Origin of the sequence: Vogesella sp. AC12, from assembly GCF_024437575.1 — a bacterium.
In the GTDB taxonomy this organism is placed as follows: Bacteria; Pseudomonadota; Gammaproteobacteria; order Burkholderiales; family Chromobacteriaceae; genus Vogesella; species Vogesella indigofera.
The window spans coordinates 104,732-119,556 of record NZ_JANFNU010000011.1; the positions used below are offsets into that span (position 1 = coordinate 104,732).

Here is a 14,825-nt window from a genome sequence, read left to right on the forward strand (position 1 = left end):
CGGCCTGAAATGCCTCACCTGGCTGCCAGCCAGTCACCCCATAGCGTGTGGCCAGCTCGCCGGCGAAGGCCACCAGGGCGAAGCGGGACGCTACCCGGCCGATTTCCTCCGCAGCGCCGGCGGGGATGCCCAGGTGCTGGATGATGGCGGCCACGTTGTCGCGTACTTCGGCCCGGATGCTTTGTTGCTCTTCGCTGGTGGTCAGGCGCTGCAGGAAGGCCTGCCCAGCGGTGCCGTAGTAGTGCCGGGTGTTCGCCTTCACGGCATCGGCGAAGGCCTGCCCGCTGGGGGGGGGGCAGCTGCTCCAGCGTGCCCATGCCGGCGCCGGCATCGGCAGGGATAGCCGGCAGGCGGGCCATCTGGCCACCCTTGGCGGTCTTGCCGGCCTCGGCCATGTGCTGGGCCAGATCAATCTCGCCAGCCGACAGCAGCATGACGCGCCAAGTCTGCGCCGGGCGGTTGCCGCCCTCCTTGGTCATGCGCGCCTTGGCTTGGCCGCTGGCAATCAGGTAGGCCGCGCCGCCGGCATCTGCTGCAGCGATCTGCGCCAGCTCGTCCAGAATCAGCAGGCCATCATTGCGGCCCAGGCACAGTGCCTCCAGCCCGTTCTGTGTGGTGCGCCACTTCTTGGCGTAGCGGTCCGGGTTGCCCCAGACGCTGGCGGCCGGGTCCAGCAGCGTGGAGGTCTTGCCCTTGCTGGTGGTGCCAACGTAGTGGAAGCCGCCGCCCGACTCGCCTGCCATGTTGGCGAGTACCCCGGCGAACGCCACCGCGATGGCGAACACAATGCGGCTGTTGCCGGCGGCCGGTGCGGCAATGTGCTGCTGCCACTCGGCCAGCGTGCCGGCGTGGTCGAAGTCGCCGCTGTCGGCGCCCTGGTAGATGACGCCTTCACCGTCCTGCTCACCATAGACGGCGGTAGGCAGCACATAGCGCAGATCATGCCAGCCGATGCGCGACACACAGCGCAGCCGGGTCGACGACTTGGCGCGATGGTTCAGCACGTAGTCCACCAGCTTCTGCCGGGCCTTGCTGTTGGTGGAAATGGTCAGTCCACCCCGTACCAGCTCGCGGCGGAACTCGGCAGTGTCGCTGGCCGCGAGGATCTCCATCGGGCAGGCCCAGCGGTGCGGGTGACCGTCGTTGTCCTTCCACTCCAGCAGCCGGCCCCAGTTGCTCTGGTTGGCGTCGCGGGTTTCGCCCAGGATGTGCAGTGGCGAGGATAGCCACCACACCTTGTCGTCGCTCTTGCTGTCGTCCGCTTTCTCCACCCAATACACGCCATCACGCTGCCCAGGAATGCCTTCCACCAGGAAGAACGGTGAGCCGCTTTCTGGGTTTTTCGGGGTGTTTTCGTCTTCGGAGTGGGAACAAACCGAAGTGGGAACAGAAAAGTGGGAACAGCTGGAAGCCCCGTCTGGCTTGGTTTTCAGCGTTTCTGTTCCCACTGTTCCCACTGTTTCCACCATTTTTGAGTCACCCCGAAACACTTGCTCTTTGACTGCCTCAAGGCCGGCCAGCTGGTGCAGGTCGTTGAAGTCGGTAGGCAGCAATCCATCATGCCGCTGGCGGTGCAGCTCGACCTGCTCCGGGGTGAATGCCGGCACCACAGAGTGGCCACGCTCCAGCAGCAGCTCGGCCGCTTTGCCGGCGGCACGCTGCCCGGTCAGGCTGGCATCGGCATCGCCGCACACCACCACCTTGATGCTTGGCTGTAGGGTGCTGGCCAGTCGGGCGGCCACGGTCACCAGGTTGTGGGCATTGAAGGCCACCACCACCGGCAGGCCGGTCGCTTGGTACAGGCTGCAGCCGGTGGCCCACCCTTCGCACAGCAGCACGGTGTCGGCCTCCTTGAGCCGGCCCAGCACCAGCGAGGTGCCCTTGACCTGGCCGCCGGTCAGGAAGCGCTTGCTGCCGTCGGCTGCGATCACCTGCAGGTTGACCAGCTCACCGGCTACCCGCAGCGGTATCAGCAGCATGTCGCGCAGCTGGGCGGCGCCGGCCGGCACGATACCCTTGGCCAGCAGGTAGGGATGTTCTGCTGCCACATCGTGGCCACGCTCCCATAGGTTGGCCGCTTTGACCGTGGCGGCCTGCCGCTGCTCGGAGGCCAGCGCCTCGGCTTCGGCCTGGGCGGCGGCGCGCTCTGCCTCCAGCTTGGCCCGCTCTTCAGCGCTCGGCGCTTGATAGGGCTGCTCCGGGCGGTAGCCGTGCTGCAGGGCCAGGGCGAACAGGCTGGCAATGGTGACGCGGCCACCGGGCTTCACGCTCTTCCACACTGCCTTGGCGGCCTTGGGCTGATAGTTGGCTGCGCTCTGACTCCAGTCGTCCCACACGATAAAGCCGGTCTCGCCCAGCTCCGACTTGATGGCCATTGCCATGCACACCCATGTTTCCCGGTCGTGGGTATCCAGGTACACCAGCGCGGCGCGGATGTCGTCGGCCGCAGTAACACGATAGGGGGCATTCATGCGGCACCTCCTTCATCGTCCAGCGCGGCCATCAGCTCGGCCACCTTGCGGCATGTGGCGTGGTCATCGGCAACCGCACCAGCAGCAGCCAGATAGCAGGCCACCACCACCAGGAAGCCGCGCCGGCTATCCGGTGGCAAACCATTCAGGGCATCCGCCAGCCAGTACGGGCTCACCGGCTCACCGGCCCGCGCTTGGGCGCGAACACGTTCCAGTGCATCAACGGCCATATCGGCCCCGTAGCGATACGCAGGCAAGCCGGTGGCCTTGCCCACTGGTAGGGCAATCAGTTTCGTGTTCATGGGGGTTATCCCTCGGCGTCGAAGGATGCAGACAGAGAGCCAATGAGGCCGACAATCCAGCCGCGCAGGCGCTCCTGCTCGATGCTCAGATCACCCACCAGACCAAGGCGCAGCAGCAGTTCACGCTGGCAGCCCTGCATGGTCAGCAGCAGGGAATCAGGGGTCGCCGCAACGGCAAAAGCCAGCTCACCTTCCAGGCTGCCCATGGTATAGGCGCGGGTGGCGTTGCCATCGTGGCGGATGTCGTCCAAGGTCTCGGTGCGAACGTTGGCCGCAAAGGGCAGCAGGCGGCTGCCTTCTTCGGGGCGGAATGTCAGGGCGGCGGCGCTCATGCCTTCACCTCCGACACGGTGAAGCCTTGGGCAGCTGGCGCAACGGCGACGCGCTTGCCTTGCGACACCAGCAGACGTGCCATAGCGCATGCTTCGGTCTGGGTCGGTACGGTGGTAACTGGAACAGAGAAAACGGGGAACAGTGCGCGAACGACGCGCAGGGCGATGCTAGGCATGGTGGCCTCCTTCTTGAGCTGAGAAGCCCGCGCCCTCGTCGCCAAACGAGGGGTGGCAGGCACATGGTGGGGTTGGCGAACCGGCAAGAAGGAACCGGCATACCCGAAGGTATCCCCACCACGGCCCGCCATAGAAAAGGACGCACCAATGGTGTTGCAGACGGACGTAAAAATAGCCGCTAGGCGGCTGTCCGCCTTCTTGTAGCCGGTCGCCAAACCGGGGCCGCTATTGAACGGCACAGGGGAATTATGGCGCTGCTGGTGTGGGGTGGCAAGAGTCATCGCATGTCACCTCAAGCCGCCTGCCGGCCTTGAGCGTCCAGCCACTGGCGAATGTCCTCAGCTTTCCAGGCTGTGACACGCTCGGACAGTTTCAAGGGTGCTGGGAAGGTCTGAGCACGCACACGCCTCCACAAAGTAGAAGCAGAGAACGGCAGGATGCCGGGGATGCCGGTTTTGGCGTCACCCACCAGCAAGGACTGACGGACATAGCCCGTCTGTGGAAGGGTAATGACTTGGGTTTGCATGATGCGGTTTCCTATGGCACGTCGTGGTTGACGTCCAAATGAAAGCGCATCACGGCACCCGAAGGGCAACACCAAAAGGGTTCAGGGTTACAGGGGAAATTAACCCTCAGGGTTGCCTATAAGCCTTGTGGACATTGGGTTTCCCACCCTGAGGGTACAGGTTTAGGATGAACGCAGTTGATATTTGCCAGACGGGTTCTTGGGGTCGCGGTCGATGGGAGATGCCACTTTGTCGATGGCTTTGGCAACGGCATTGGTGATTCCTGGGTGACTCTCCCGTAGGTCGCTCACAATCGCAGCTTGAGTAGCTCTGGCGCGTACATCTTGGGATGGGTCCAACTGGCCCTGCCAATGCTCCTGAAAAACCTCAACTGCAATAGCAATGAGAGGCGGCAGCCTTGCCTTTGCGGGTTTCTCAGGCTGGTTTGCTTCTGCCATCTTCACGTACTCGTTGAACTCCCTTGAGATTTCGAGGCGGCTGGTGTGCTCGTCTACTGCCTGCCGAAGCAAGGCTTCATGTTCTGCCTTGAGAAGATCGAGTTCTTGCTTCAGTTTCGCTTCCCGCGATTCGGATGCCTCAAGCCGCATGGTTAATGCCACAACAGCAGTACTCAGATTTCCCTCGGACGCCACCGAACTTGATTGATGACCAAAGAAGGCCAGAACATCGTCACGATAGAAGGTGGCATCGTGAAGGTGGTTCAGGTCCTTCAGGGTAATAGTGTCAACGTCGACTTCCTCTTCCTCTCCATCCCCGAAGCTGTTGTACGACACCCATACGGTTGCAGATACAGGACGTATTTTCTTAAGCGAAATAGCTTGTAGCAGGGAGATTCTATTTGCCTTGGCAACCTCCCACCCCGTCCAATTCCCGGCGGCGGCATGCGCACAATTACCAACTTGCATAGGGTCAAGCCCCGCCGATATTAAAGCTGCCTGATCGAGAGAAAGCAGCTCTAGCCGCATGAGATGCGGTGGAATTTCCATAAATATGCGCTCCCTTTGCGCCCCCTGTTAGGTAGCCAGCACCAAGCGGGCAGGGTTTCCCGCTTTTCGCCCCGTCGGGCTAGGTGCCGGCATAGCTGGTGTTAGGCTGTTTGTGGGCGTGCAACCGGCGCGGGGATAAAGCTCTCGTTAGCCAATGCTCGGATAACACCTCGCATCAGGTAGCTATTGGCAAAACCGGCAGTGTACTGGCGGGCTCCTTCATGTACTGGCTGCAGCATGCCTTGTTCAAGTAGTTTTTTGATTTGATAAGTACGCTGGCCAGCATTTAGCTTGGGTAGAACTGTCCCAAGGTCGCCAGCTTTGAGTGTGCCTGCTGTAATGGCGTGAGCTAGTATTACTGACTCGGTTCCGGTAATCAGCTCTCGTTCTCGTGAGAAATCCAGGGCCGGTAATAGAATATGTTTTTGAAGATAAGCGTAGTCAGTCAGCCTATCGATTTTTTTCATTTCTTCCATAACGCCAGCTAGAACATATTCGCACCAGCTCTCAAGCCCTGCTGGAGTGCCCTGGTCAGCCATTCCCAGCATTGCATAGTAGCGTTCCCGGTCATTGCAGAAGACTGCAGTGGGGTTAAGAAGTCTCCCGCCAGCACTGACGTTAAAGCCATATTTAATCAACATTGCATAAGTTAGTAGACGAACTACACGGCCATTCCCGTTTCCGAATGGGTGTACCCAACCAAAGCGGTGATGTGCCAAAGCAACCTTCATCAGGTCATATTTAGGGGCATCACTACGGTTGATGAAGTCCACCAACTCTTGCATGTAAGCAGGAACCAAGACGGCTTCTGGCGGCAAGTGCTCAGACTGGGCAATCCCTACTTGCCCCTCTCGATAAGCCCCAGGGGTTTTATCGCCTTCCCTGGTAAGTTGCGTGACGGTCAATGCATGCAACTCTCGGATGAAGTGCTCCGTTATCGGTTCGCCTGGTTTGATGACTTCCTCGATGTAGTCCATCGCATCTTCGATGTTGGCGATTTCTCGCAGCTGGTCTGTCTCTTTCTCGCGCCCCTCGACTCTGCTTTCTACATAGTCAGCCAGCGTTGTATGGTTGCCCTCGATTCGGGCTGAACCCAAGCTCTCCAGCATGTGGAAAATTGACTTGAGCTGAAAGAAGATGGGGGGCGGAGTATCCCCGCCAAGACGAAGGCGCCTCAGGTGCTCCAGTTCGTTCAGGACGTCAACCAATGGAGAGTCAAACGATGGGTTGAGTAGCTTGAGGTCGTGATGAACAAATTGGGCCATAGGTTTAGCTATCTTGAATTTGCGAATTCTGTGAACTTGAATGATGCGCCGTGAATCCTTATGAGACAAGGATTTGTATGCGCTCACAACACATCATCATCTTGGCGTGAGCTGGTAGACATCTTGAATCTGTTGCGTCACTAAGTGGAATGCCTTGCTTGTCAGGCCGATTTCTTCCGGCCCTTGGTAATCGGTGTCACGTTGTACGGCTCGCCCTTGTCCAGGGCATCCAGCAGGCCGGCCCACTTGTTCAGGGCGTCGCGTCGTTCGGAGAAATAGTCGTGTCGGTTGTATATGCCTTCTACGCCTGCAATCTTGTGGTTCAAGCAGCGCTCGGCCACTACGGGGTCAATGCCCAACTCGGCCAGGTGGGTGCGGGCTGTGCGGCGCAGATCGTGCACGGTGAAGGCGAGTACGTCCGGCATGTGCGGCTTGACCTTGCCCATGGCGGTGCCGATGGTGCTTTCATGGATATGGGGGACCATGCGGTGTTGCATCTTGCGGGCCGGCAGTAGCCAGCTGCTGGGGCCTGCCAGTTCAAACAGCTGCTGCAGCCAGGCAACCGCAATGGCCGGCAAGGGGATGTCGATTGGCTTGCCTGTCTTGGTGCGCTCACCTGGCAGGTGCCACACGGCCGCAGACAGGTCGAACTCTTCTTTGCGGGCGGCGCACAGTTCCATCTTGCGGACGCACAGCAGCAACAGCAGCCGGATGGCCAGGTCATTCTCTACGCTGAACCCCTTGGCCAACTTCATGGCGGCAAACAGCTTGGCCAGCTCGTCGCGTGACAGTGCGCGGTCGCGTGCCTCTTCCTTGCCGCCGGCGTCGTTCAGGTCAAAGGCGCTGGCCGGATTGATTTCAATGACGTGGCACTTGATGCCGTAGTCGAACATGCGGCGTACCCAGCGCAAGGTATCGTTGGCGATGCTGGGGGCCCCACGCTTCACGATGATCTGCAGCATGTCATCGATGTGCCGTGGCTTGATGTCTTCGACCTTCATGTGCCCCAGCGCCGGGGCAATGTCTTTGTCGATGCGGCGGCGAACGATGTCCGGGTGTTTCCAGCGGCCCAGAATCATCCGCTCGTAATACTCATTGGCCAGCGCCTGCATGGAGACGGCGTTCCGCTCGGCCTCCATCTTTGCTAAGGCTGCTGCCTTGCGCTCTTGCTTCTCGCCGGCCACGTCATACCCCAGCGCCACACGGGCGGCCAATGCGCGGGCCGTCTCGCGGGCCTTGGCCAGGGACAGCTCGGCATAGGTGCCAATCTGCATGGTGCGTTGCTTGCCATCGAAGCGGTAGCGATAGCGCCAGACGGGCACCTTGTCGGCTTCTCGGTAGCGCAGCCACAGGCCATCGCCATCGGACTTGCCTTCAAAGCGTGTCCCTGCCTTCACCCATGCCTTGATTTGTACGTCAGTCAGCTTTGCCATGTTGCGCCCCGAATAGTGAGTATCAGCCCCCGCCCTTGTGGCTGCAGGATCAGCAAAAAACTGAACCGCGAATAAGGGTGTGTCCCAAACTGACCGCGAAAAAGTGCCTTGGGTACACGTTTGGGTACACGCTAAGTATGCGCTTTGTTGCTACGGGATGACATGACCTGAAACGAATAAAGCCCCGACTGGCGGGGCTTTTGTGCGATTGGTGCAACGGCATGACGCGCCGTGAAATGCTACTCCACGTTCTGAATCTGTTCGCGCATCTGCTCGATCAGGACCTTCAGCTCCACCGAGGCCTGCGTGGTTTCGGTGGCGACCGACTTGGAGCCGAGGGTGTTGGCTTCGCGGTTGAGTTCCTGCATCAGGAAGTCCAGCCGCTTGCCGACCTGGCCGCCGGTCTTCAGGATGCGGCGGATCTCGCTGAGGTGGGTGCTCAGGCGCTCCAGCTCCTCATCAACGTCGATCTTCTGCGCGAACAGCGCGAACTCCTGCTTGATGCGGTCATCGTCGACATTGCCCAGCGCCTCCTGCAGCCGTGCCGACAGCTTGGCACGATAGGCCTCCAGGATCAGCGGCAGGCGCGGCTTGATGTCGCTGATGATCTGCGCCATCGACTCCAGGCGGTCGCGCAGCACTTGCGCCAGTTTTTCGCCTTCGCGGCCGCGGGTGGCGCGGAAGTCTTCCAGCACCACTTTCAGGCCGTCGAGACACAGCTGTTGCAGCACTTCCGGCGGCAGCGAATTGGATTTCAGCACCCCCGGCCAGCGCAGCAGCTCGCCCATGCCCAGTTCGCGCATTTGCGGCGCGATGGTCTTGACCTGGTTGCTGATCGCCAGCAGGCGCTGCACCATGTCCGGGTTCAGTTCCAACTGCTGGTTGTCGTTGTCGTTCTGGCTGATGCCGACGCGGCATTCCACCTTGCCGCGAGTGACGCGACCGGCGATCAGCTCGCGCATTTGCGCCTCGATCACGCGCAGCTCTTCCGGCAGTCGCATCTGCACGTCGAGGTAGCGGTGGTTCACCGCGCGCAGTTCAATGGATAATAGGCCGCCCGGGAAGTCGCGGGTGGCGGAGGCAAAGCCTGTCATACTCAGGATCATGGGAGCTCCGGCTGTCATGGTTTTCAGGAAGACATGCCCCGAATAGCTAGGGTTCCGATTCAGGGGCCGCTACACTATAACAATGCACATGACGCAATCCAAGCAAAGCGCACTGCCTGCCGGCTTCCGGCTGGATGACTACACCATCGTCCGCGAGCTCAGCTCCGGCGGTTTCAGTCAGGTCTACCTGGCGCTGGATCACTACGACCGCAAGTTCGCGATCAAGGAATACCTGCCGCTGGACATGACCAGCCGCCAGCCCGGCGGCGAGGTCACCATCATCGACGAGCTGGACCGCGAGGCGTTCCGCGTCGGCCTGAAGTGTTTCTTCGAGGAGGCGCGGGTGCTGGCCGGCATCCAGCATCCCAATATCGTGCGGGTGGTGAACTTCTTCCGGGCCAACAATACGGTGTACATGGTGATGGAGTACACCGAGGGCCGGCCGCTGAGCAAGGAGCTGACGCTGGCCGCCGGTAGCCTGCCGGAGGCGCGGCTGCGCAAGCTGTTTGCCGAGCTGATCGGCGGCCTGCGCGAGGTGCACCAGCAGCAGCTGCTGCATCTCGATATCAAACCGGCCAACATCTACCTGCGCCGCAACGGCTCGCCGGTGCTGCTCGATTTCGGTGCCGCACGCCAGGCCTTGCGGCGACCGGGGCAGGCGCTGACCGCGATGTTCACCCCCGGCTATGCCGCACCGGAACAGTACGACGCCAAGGCCAAGCTCGGGCCGTGGACCGATATCTACGGCCTCGGCGCCAGCCTGTACGCGATGTTGGGCGGTGGCCGCCTGCCGGCGGCAGACGAGCGGCTGCAGGCCGACACGCTGCAACCGGCCAGCAAGCTGTTTGCACGCCACTATTCGCCGCAATTGCTGGCGCTGGTCGATGCCTGCCTGCAGCTGGAGCCGCAGCGGCGGCCGGACAGCCTGGCGCAGATGCAGCAGAGCCTGCTGGCCAATGACTATGTCACGCCGCTGCCCTCGCTATGGCAGAAGGCCGGTGCCTGGCTGACGGGGAAAAAGCGATGAAGTTCGCGCTGGCAGTCGATTCCCGCATCGGCGGACGCGGCAATAACGAAGACCGGCTGGCGGTGACCTGTTCCAGCGAGTGCGTGTTGCTGGTGGTGGCCGACGGCATGGGCGGCCATATCGACGGTGAAGTGGCGGCGCGGATCGCCACCGAAGTACTGGTGCAGCAGTTCCGCTGCCAGGCCACGCCGCGGCTGCTGCAGCCGGGCGACTTCCTGCGCTGGGCGCTGGGCGAGGCGCACCAGGCCATCATCGACCACGCCATCGCCCACCACTTGCGCGAGATTCCCAGCACCACGGTGGTGGTGGCCATCGTGCAGGATGACACCGTGTACTGCGCCTACGCCGGCGATTCGCGGCTGTATCTGCTGGAGCAGGGTGCGGTGCGCTTCCGCAGCCGCGACCATTCCCACGTGCAGCGCCTGATCGACAGCGGCCAGCTGACCGAGGCCGAGGCCGCGGTGCACCCGGCGCGCAACCGCATCTACAACTGCCTGGGCGCGATGGGAGAGCCGGAAGTCAGCGTCCTCCATCCGCTGCCGCTGCAGGCCGGCTGCAGTGTGCTGCTGTGCAGCGACGGGCTGTGGAGCGTGGTGCCGGACCCGGAACTGGCGCGCGTGTTCCATGGGCGGGTGGCGCCAGCGGTACTGCCGGCGCTGATGACGGTGGCGGAAAAGCGCGGCGGCGAACGCGGCGACAACCTGTCGGCGGTGGCGTTCACCCTGCTGCCGGCGGATGCGGCGCTGGATGGCCGCAGCGGCTACATCGACAGCGGCACGCTGACCGGCTTCCTGCCCGATGACGCCATCCCCGGCCTGCTGATGGAGCATGAACTGGCCGCCGAACTGCAGCCCCGGCAGCCGCACTGAGCGGCAAGCCGCCGCGCGCGGCAGGGCGATCGGGTAGAATCGCGCTGTTATTCCTACCCGAGAGCCCGCGCCATGCGTTCATCCCAACGACTTGCCGACGCGCTGCGCAGCGTCCGCATTACCCGCAATTACACCCGCCACGCGGAAGGATCGGTACTGATCGAATTCGGCGACACCAAGGTGATCTGCACCGCCAGCGTTGACGAAACCGTGCCCGGCTTCCTGAAGGGCAAGGGCCAGGGCTGGGTCACCGCCGAATACGGCATGCTGCCGCGCTCGACCCACAGCCGCATGCGCCGCGAGGCGGCCAGCGGCAAGCAATCCGGCCGCACCCAGGAAATCCAGCGCCTGATCGGGCGCAGCCTGCGCGCGGTGGTGGACCTGGCCAAGCTCGGCGAGCGCCAGATCCAGATCGACTGCGACGTGATCCAGGCCGACGGCGGCACCCGCACCGCCAGCATCACCGGTGCCTACATCGCGCTGGCCGATGCCATCAACGGCCTGCTGGCCGCCGGCAAGCTCAGCGAAAACCCGCTGCGCCAGCACGTGGCGGCGATTTCGGTCGGCATCGTCGACGGCGTGCCGCTGCTGGATCTCGACTACGAGGAAGACTCCGGCTGCGAAACCGACATGAACGTGGTGATGACCGGCGACGGCCACTTTGTCGAGATGCAGGGCACCGCGGAAGGGGTACCGTTCAGCCGCACGGAAATGGACGCCTTGCTGCAACTGGCGGAAAAAGGCATCGCCGAGCTGGTTGCGCTACAGCGCGAGGCGCTGGCGAAGTAACCGGCGCGAAATCGATCGTGCCATCCGCTGCGATGGCGCCATAAACAAACAGGGTTGGCCGCGTGCGGCCAACCCTGTTTGCCTTGATGCTACCGTGTGGGCGGGTACGGCGGATAGGGCCGGTCACTGTTAGCCAGCTCCTCTGCGCTTAAAGCCAGCAACTCCAACAAAACCTTCTGCTTGGTCTTGGGCAGGTCGCTAATGGTGACGCCTTTTTTGCGGTGCAGATCGATGGCCAGAGTTTGTCGGCTTTGTCGCACACCATGCCGATGACTGTGCGAAGCGGGATGGGCTGCTTGATGTCGGCGATGATTTGGTTGGCCGCATGCGGCCAACCTTGAACCGATGGCCGGCTTACTCCGCCTTGCGGTACCAGATGGTGGCGCCGTAGCTGCTGTCCGGGAAATCCGGCATCCGTTCGCCCTGGGCAAAGGCACGGCGGGCGTCGGGTTTGGCTGGCGTCCACCAAGTACCGGCCTGCGGGCAGGGATGGCCCGCTTCGCAACGGCTGGATGATGGTATGGGGGGCGCCATGCCTTGCGCTTCGACCGGCTCTTGCGGCGTGATGACGGGGTTGAAGTAGAAAGATTCGTCCGGAATCACGCTATCGAGGTAGCGGGTGTCCTCCCACACCAGGCGCCAGGTGGCGGGCAACACATACTGCTTGCCGGGATTGGGGTCCTGGCTGAACTTCTCCAAATCCTCGATCCACGGTGCGACCGCGCCTTTGACGAAATAATTGAGCGCATCGGTCTCGCCGGGCGCGCGATGTGGCAGCACCAGTTCCCAGATGCCATCGTTGGGGATGCGTTCCCCGCTTTCAACGAGAATATTGGTGGGGGGGGGGGGCTCGGGCGTGGGTTCGGGCCAGGGGCCAAATTTGTGAATCACCTCCTGAAAATAGCTTTCAGTAAGGCATTCAGAATCTCTATAAGCGATAGGATGCCAATCAGCATAAGTAGGCCTTGGCTCATAAACCAGCGCCGCACCACAAGGAGTCGCCGCCTCCTTCAGCAGCCGCAGCTGTTCCAGCCGCTCGGTCCACACCGTATACAGTGGCACGCCGCGCTCGCCACCGTCGTATTTGTTGATCTCGGCAGACGTCACGCCTTCCATTGCTCTGAAAGAGGCACTCTCCGCTTCCCCCAGGTAGCCGTCCTCGCGCTCGCGCCACACCGAGCGGTCGCCTTTCGCTAGAGCGGCCAAGCCTTTCGGGTACAGGTCCTGCGCCAGGTAGGCAAAGCGCATATTGTATTCTGGCGGGCGTTCACCGTCCGGCCAGGTGGCCAGCGCCTCTTCGTAGGCTTTGACGAAGATATCGAACTGCTTGGCGTAGTGCGCCCACACGGTGTAGCTGGACCACTTTTGCAGCAGCCAGAACAGGCGGCGGCGGTTGTGTTGCAGATTCATCTTGCTGCTTCCTTTTGTTTACCCTGATTGCCGGCGCGGGTGGCCGCGACGGTTGTGCTGTTGCTGGTCTTGGCCTTGATTTCATTGGTTTCCAGCTGGCGGGTAAGGGCGTATTGCGACAAGTCTTCGCCTTCCTTGGCGTAGCCGTACTTGCCCTCGACCTCGGTCCAGCCGCTTTTGCGGACTTCGATCTTGACACCCATCACTTCGCCACTGCCCAGCTTGCCAGCCTTGGCGGCCTCGCCCAGTTCGGTGATCTTTGTCGCCAGCGCGGCTGGCAAGTCGTTCATGCCGACCTGCTTGCCCCCCCCTGCCAGAAACTGGTTCTTGATCTTGTCGCCAAACTGTTCGGCGATGCTGCCGTGCCAGCCCTTGAGCGCCTGCATCAGTTCCGGCTCCTGCCGGATGCGGACCAGCGGCGGAAAGGTGACGAGGATGATCAGGCCGTTGGCGTTCCACTCGTCCAGCACCGCCGCCATCTCGCGCCACGCCTTGGCATTCTGCGGGATGGCGCCGGCACCCCAGAAATAGCCCCCGGCATTGGATGCCCCAGCCAGCTTGCCGCCGGGGCCAAAGGCGCGGTAAATGGTCTGGCCAGCGAACTGCTCCGGCCCCCAAGCGGCGATCTTGCCGCTGAAGGTGCACAGCGAGTTGTAGTACTTGGTTTTCCCGTGACCGGGTAATTCAACCTGTTTACGCAGCAAATCCGGCCAGCCTTCGGCGATCTTGCGCCGGTCGAACCATTCGGCAAGCTTCTTTTGCACCTTGGCATCATTCAATTCCCCCGACAGCAAATTCTGTGGCCACTTGCCGGCCTTGATCGCCGCGCGCACCTGATTGTGCAGCATCACGGCCTCGGCCTCGCGCGTCAGATTGCGTTGGCCGGTTGCCAGCGTGTGAACCTCGCCCTGATAGACCAACTCCTGCAATACCTTCAGCTTGGTGTGCAACTCCTTCAGCGCCAGAGGAATCATTTTCCCGCCCAGCCCGCGCAGTGTCATGATCCCGGCCTGCACGCGCTGCAGTTGGGCGCGCATATTGTCTGGTAGTAACTGACCTGTGCGTGACCTGATGATGCCGCTGATCGTGTCCACAATGCTGGCGCAAAAATCAGAGAACTTCCCCACCAGTTCGCCCTGATATTTCATGACGTCCAGCTGTTTCAGCCATTTGACGGCGTTGCCCCGCCCCATCCGATTCAAAAACTGGATTGTCTCCGTAAGCAACTTGCTGTTGTCTGCCGCATTTTTCCCTACACGCAGCGCCAAACGGCCAACACCCTTGATGACCCCACCCACCACCGGAATCAAGGCGAAGAGCAGAACGACCAGCAACACCCATTCACTCACTTGTTCGCGGCGTTGCGGTTCGTTACTCAGCCGTAGCAACACGGCGATCAGATCGCGCGCAGCGGTAGCATCCCCCACCAAGGGGATCATGCCGATGACCGCATCCACAATGATCTGTGCAGTAGTCTGCCGCTCGTTAAATGCCCCTTGTGCCGTGCCCCAGATCCAGTCGCCAGTTTCCGCCGCAATACTCTTGATTTCTGCAAGGCTCATACCGGACATTTTCAATTTCCTCCATGCTTGGCGATGAGTGCCTGGATATCACTGTCGGCAAGTTTGGTTTTGTAACCAGGTGTTGACTGTTGGTCTTTGCGTTTATAGGCACGTGAATCAGGGCCAAATCGCACCTGTACCGCACCAGAAGGAACATCCTCAAGCTGCGCCTGCCCATCGCCGTCAAGCACCCCGCTACGGGTACTCCCGTCGGATAACATCGCGACATAGCTTGCTCCCGACAGTGCTTCTTGATCGTGATATTCCCGTTTGATATGAAGCTGTGTTTTACCTACGGGGAGTGAGGGGGGGGCTATCTTCAAGCTCGCCGGCCCGCTCAACGCATGCTCCGCCCCCTTCACGCTCACCGTGCCGGGGCAGTGGATGTCGATGTTGCCACCGGCGAGCTTGATGTAGCCGGTGCCGCTGGTAAGCAGAATCTCCTGCTTGGCGCTGATCACTACCTTGCCCTTGCAGGAAGTGATGGTGATGTCCTTATCCGCCGTCAGCTCCATCGCATCGCTCTGCGCCTGAACCTGCACCTTGCCCTTGGCCGCGATCAGTTTCAG

General features: G+C 61.5%; 15 protein-coding genes. 3 read left to right on the forward strand and 12 right to left on the reverse strand.

Annotated features, from left to right (window positions below):
• Positions 1-14: 14 nt before the first annotated feature.
• The 9 genes from NOM55_RS14810 to NOM55_RS14850 form a co-directional block, all read right to left on the reverse strand.
• Positions 15-2,471: a DUF927 domain-containing protein gene (locus tag NOM55_RS14810; RefSeq protein ID WP_255909319.1), complete on the reverse strand. Its 2,457-nt coding sequence runs from the start codon at positions 2,469-2,471 to the stop codon at positions 15-17.
• Positions 2,468-2,773: a hypothetical protein gene (locus NOM55_RS14815; protein ID WP_255909320.1), complete on the reverse strand. Its 306-nt coding sequence runs from the start codon at positions 2,771-2,773 to the stop codon at positions 2,468-2,470. Before NOM55_RS14815 ends, NOM55_RS14810 begins: the two co-directional genes overlap by 4 nt.
• 5 nt (positions 2,774-2,778) lie before the next feature.
• Complete coding sequence (locus NOM55_RS14820; protein WP_255909321.1) at positions 2,779-3,105, reverse strand: hypothetical protein; 327 nt, start codon at positions 3,103-3,105, stop codon at positions 2,779-2,781.
• Complete coding sequence (locus NOM55_RS14825) at positions 3,102-3,563, reverse strand: hypothetical protein (protein ID WP_255909322.1); 462 nt, start codon at positions 3,561-3,563, stop codon at positions 3,102-3,104. Before NOM55_RS14825 ends, NOM55_RS14820 begins: the two co-directional genes overlap by 4 nt.
• A gap of 11 nt (positions 3,564-3,574) precedes the next feature.
• Positions 3,575-3,808: an AlpA family transcriptional regulator gene (locus NOM55_RS14830; protein ID WP_255909324.1), complete on the reverse strand. Its 234-nt coding sequence runs from the start codon at positions 3,806-3,808 to the stop codon at positions 3,575-3,577.
• A gap of 162 nt (positions 3,809-3,970) precedes the next feature.
• Positions 3,971-4,795, reverse strand: a complete 825-nt coding sequence (locus NOM55_RS14835; RefSeq protein ID WP_255909326.1) for a hypothetical protein — start codon at positions 4,793-4,795, stop codon at positions 3,971-3,973.
• Positions 4,796-4,896: 101 nt separating this feature from the next.
• The gene (locus tag NOM55_RS14840; protein ID WP_255909328.1) at positions 4,897-6,147 is read right to left on the reverse strand and encodes a Fic family protein; all 1,251 of its coding nucleotides are present in this window, start codon (positions 6,145-6,147) and stop codon (positions 4,897-4,899) included.
• Positions 6,148-6,221: 74 nt separating this feature from the next.
• On the reverse strand, positions 6,222-7,493 hold the full coding sequence (locus NOM55_RS14845; RefSeq protein ID WP_255909330.1) for a site-specific integrase: 1,272 nt from the start codon (positions 7,491-7,493) through the stop codon (positions 6,222-6,224).
• A gap of 239 nt (positions 7,494-7,732) precedes the next feature.
• Positions 7,733-8,599, reverse strand: a complete 867-nt coding sequence (locus NOM55_RS14850; protein WP_255909332.1) for a YicC/YloC family endoribonuclease — start codon at positions 8,597-8,599, stop codon at positions 7,733-7,735.
• An 88-nt stretch (positions 8,600-8,687) separates the two neighbouring features.
• Between NOM55_RS14850 and NOM55_RS14855 the strand changes: the two genes are divergently transcribed.
• From NOM55_RS14855 to rph, 3 genes are all read left to right on the forward strand, one after another.
• A complete protein-coding gene (locus tag NOM55_RS14855; protein ID WP_255909333.1) occupies positions 8,688-9,626 on the forward strand; it encodes a serine/threonine-protein kinase in 939 nt (312 codons plus the stop codon).
• Complete coding sequence (locus tag NOM55_RS14860) at positions 9,623-10,495, forward strand: PP2C family serine/threonine-protein phosphatase (protein ID WP_255909334.1); 873 nt, start codon at positions 9,623-9,625, stop codon at positions 10,493-10,495. The genes NOM55_RS14855 and NOM55_RS14860 overlap by 4 nt, the downstream gene beginning before the upstream one ends.
• 72 nt (positions 10,496-10,567) lie before the next feature.
• Positions 10,568-11,284, forward strand: coding sequence for a ribonuclease PH (gene rph, locus NOM55_RS14865; protein WP_255909335.1), 717 nt, complete (start codon positions 10,568-10,570; stop codon positions 11,282-11,284).
• Positions 11,285-11,638: 354 nt separating this feature from the next.
• Here rph and NOM55_RS14870 read toward each other — a convergent pair whose 3' ends face one another.
• From NOM55_RS14870 to NOM55_RS14880, 3 genes are all read right to left on the reverse strand, one after another.
• On the reverse strand, positions 11,639-12,694 hold the full coding sequence (locus NOM55_RS14870) for an Imm72 family immunity protein (protein ID WP_255909336.1): 1,056 nt from the start codon (positions 12,692-12,694) through the stop codon (positions 11,639-11,641).
• Positions 12,691-14,265 carry a hypothetical protein gene (locus tag NOM55_RS14875; protein ID WP_255909337.1) on the reverse strand — a complete coding sequence of 525 codons (1,575 nt, stop codon included), beginning with the start codon at positions 14,263-14,265 and terminating at the stop codon, positions 12,691-12,693. Before NOM55_RS14875 ends, NOM55_RS14870 begins: the two co-directional genes overlap by 4 nt.
• A gap of 2 nt (positions 14,266-14,267) precedes the next feature.
• A partial coding sequence (locus NOM55_RS14880; RefSeq protein WP_255909338.1) for a DUF2345 domain-containing protein occupies positions 14,268-14,825 on the reverse strand: 558 nt, incomplete at its 5' end.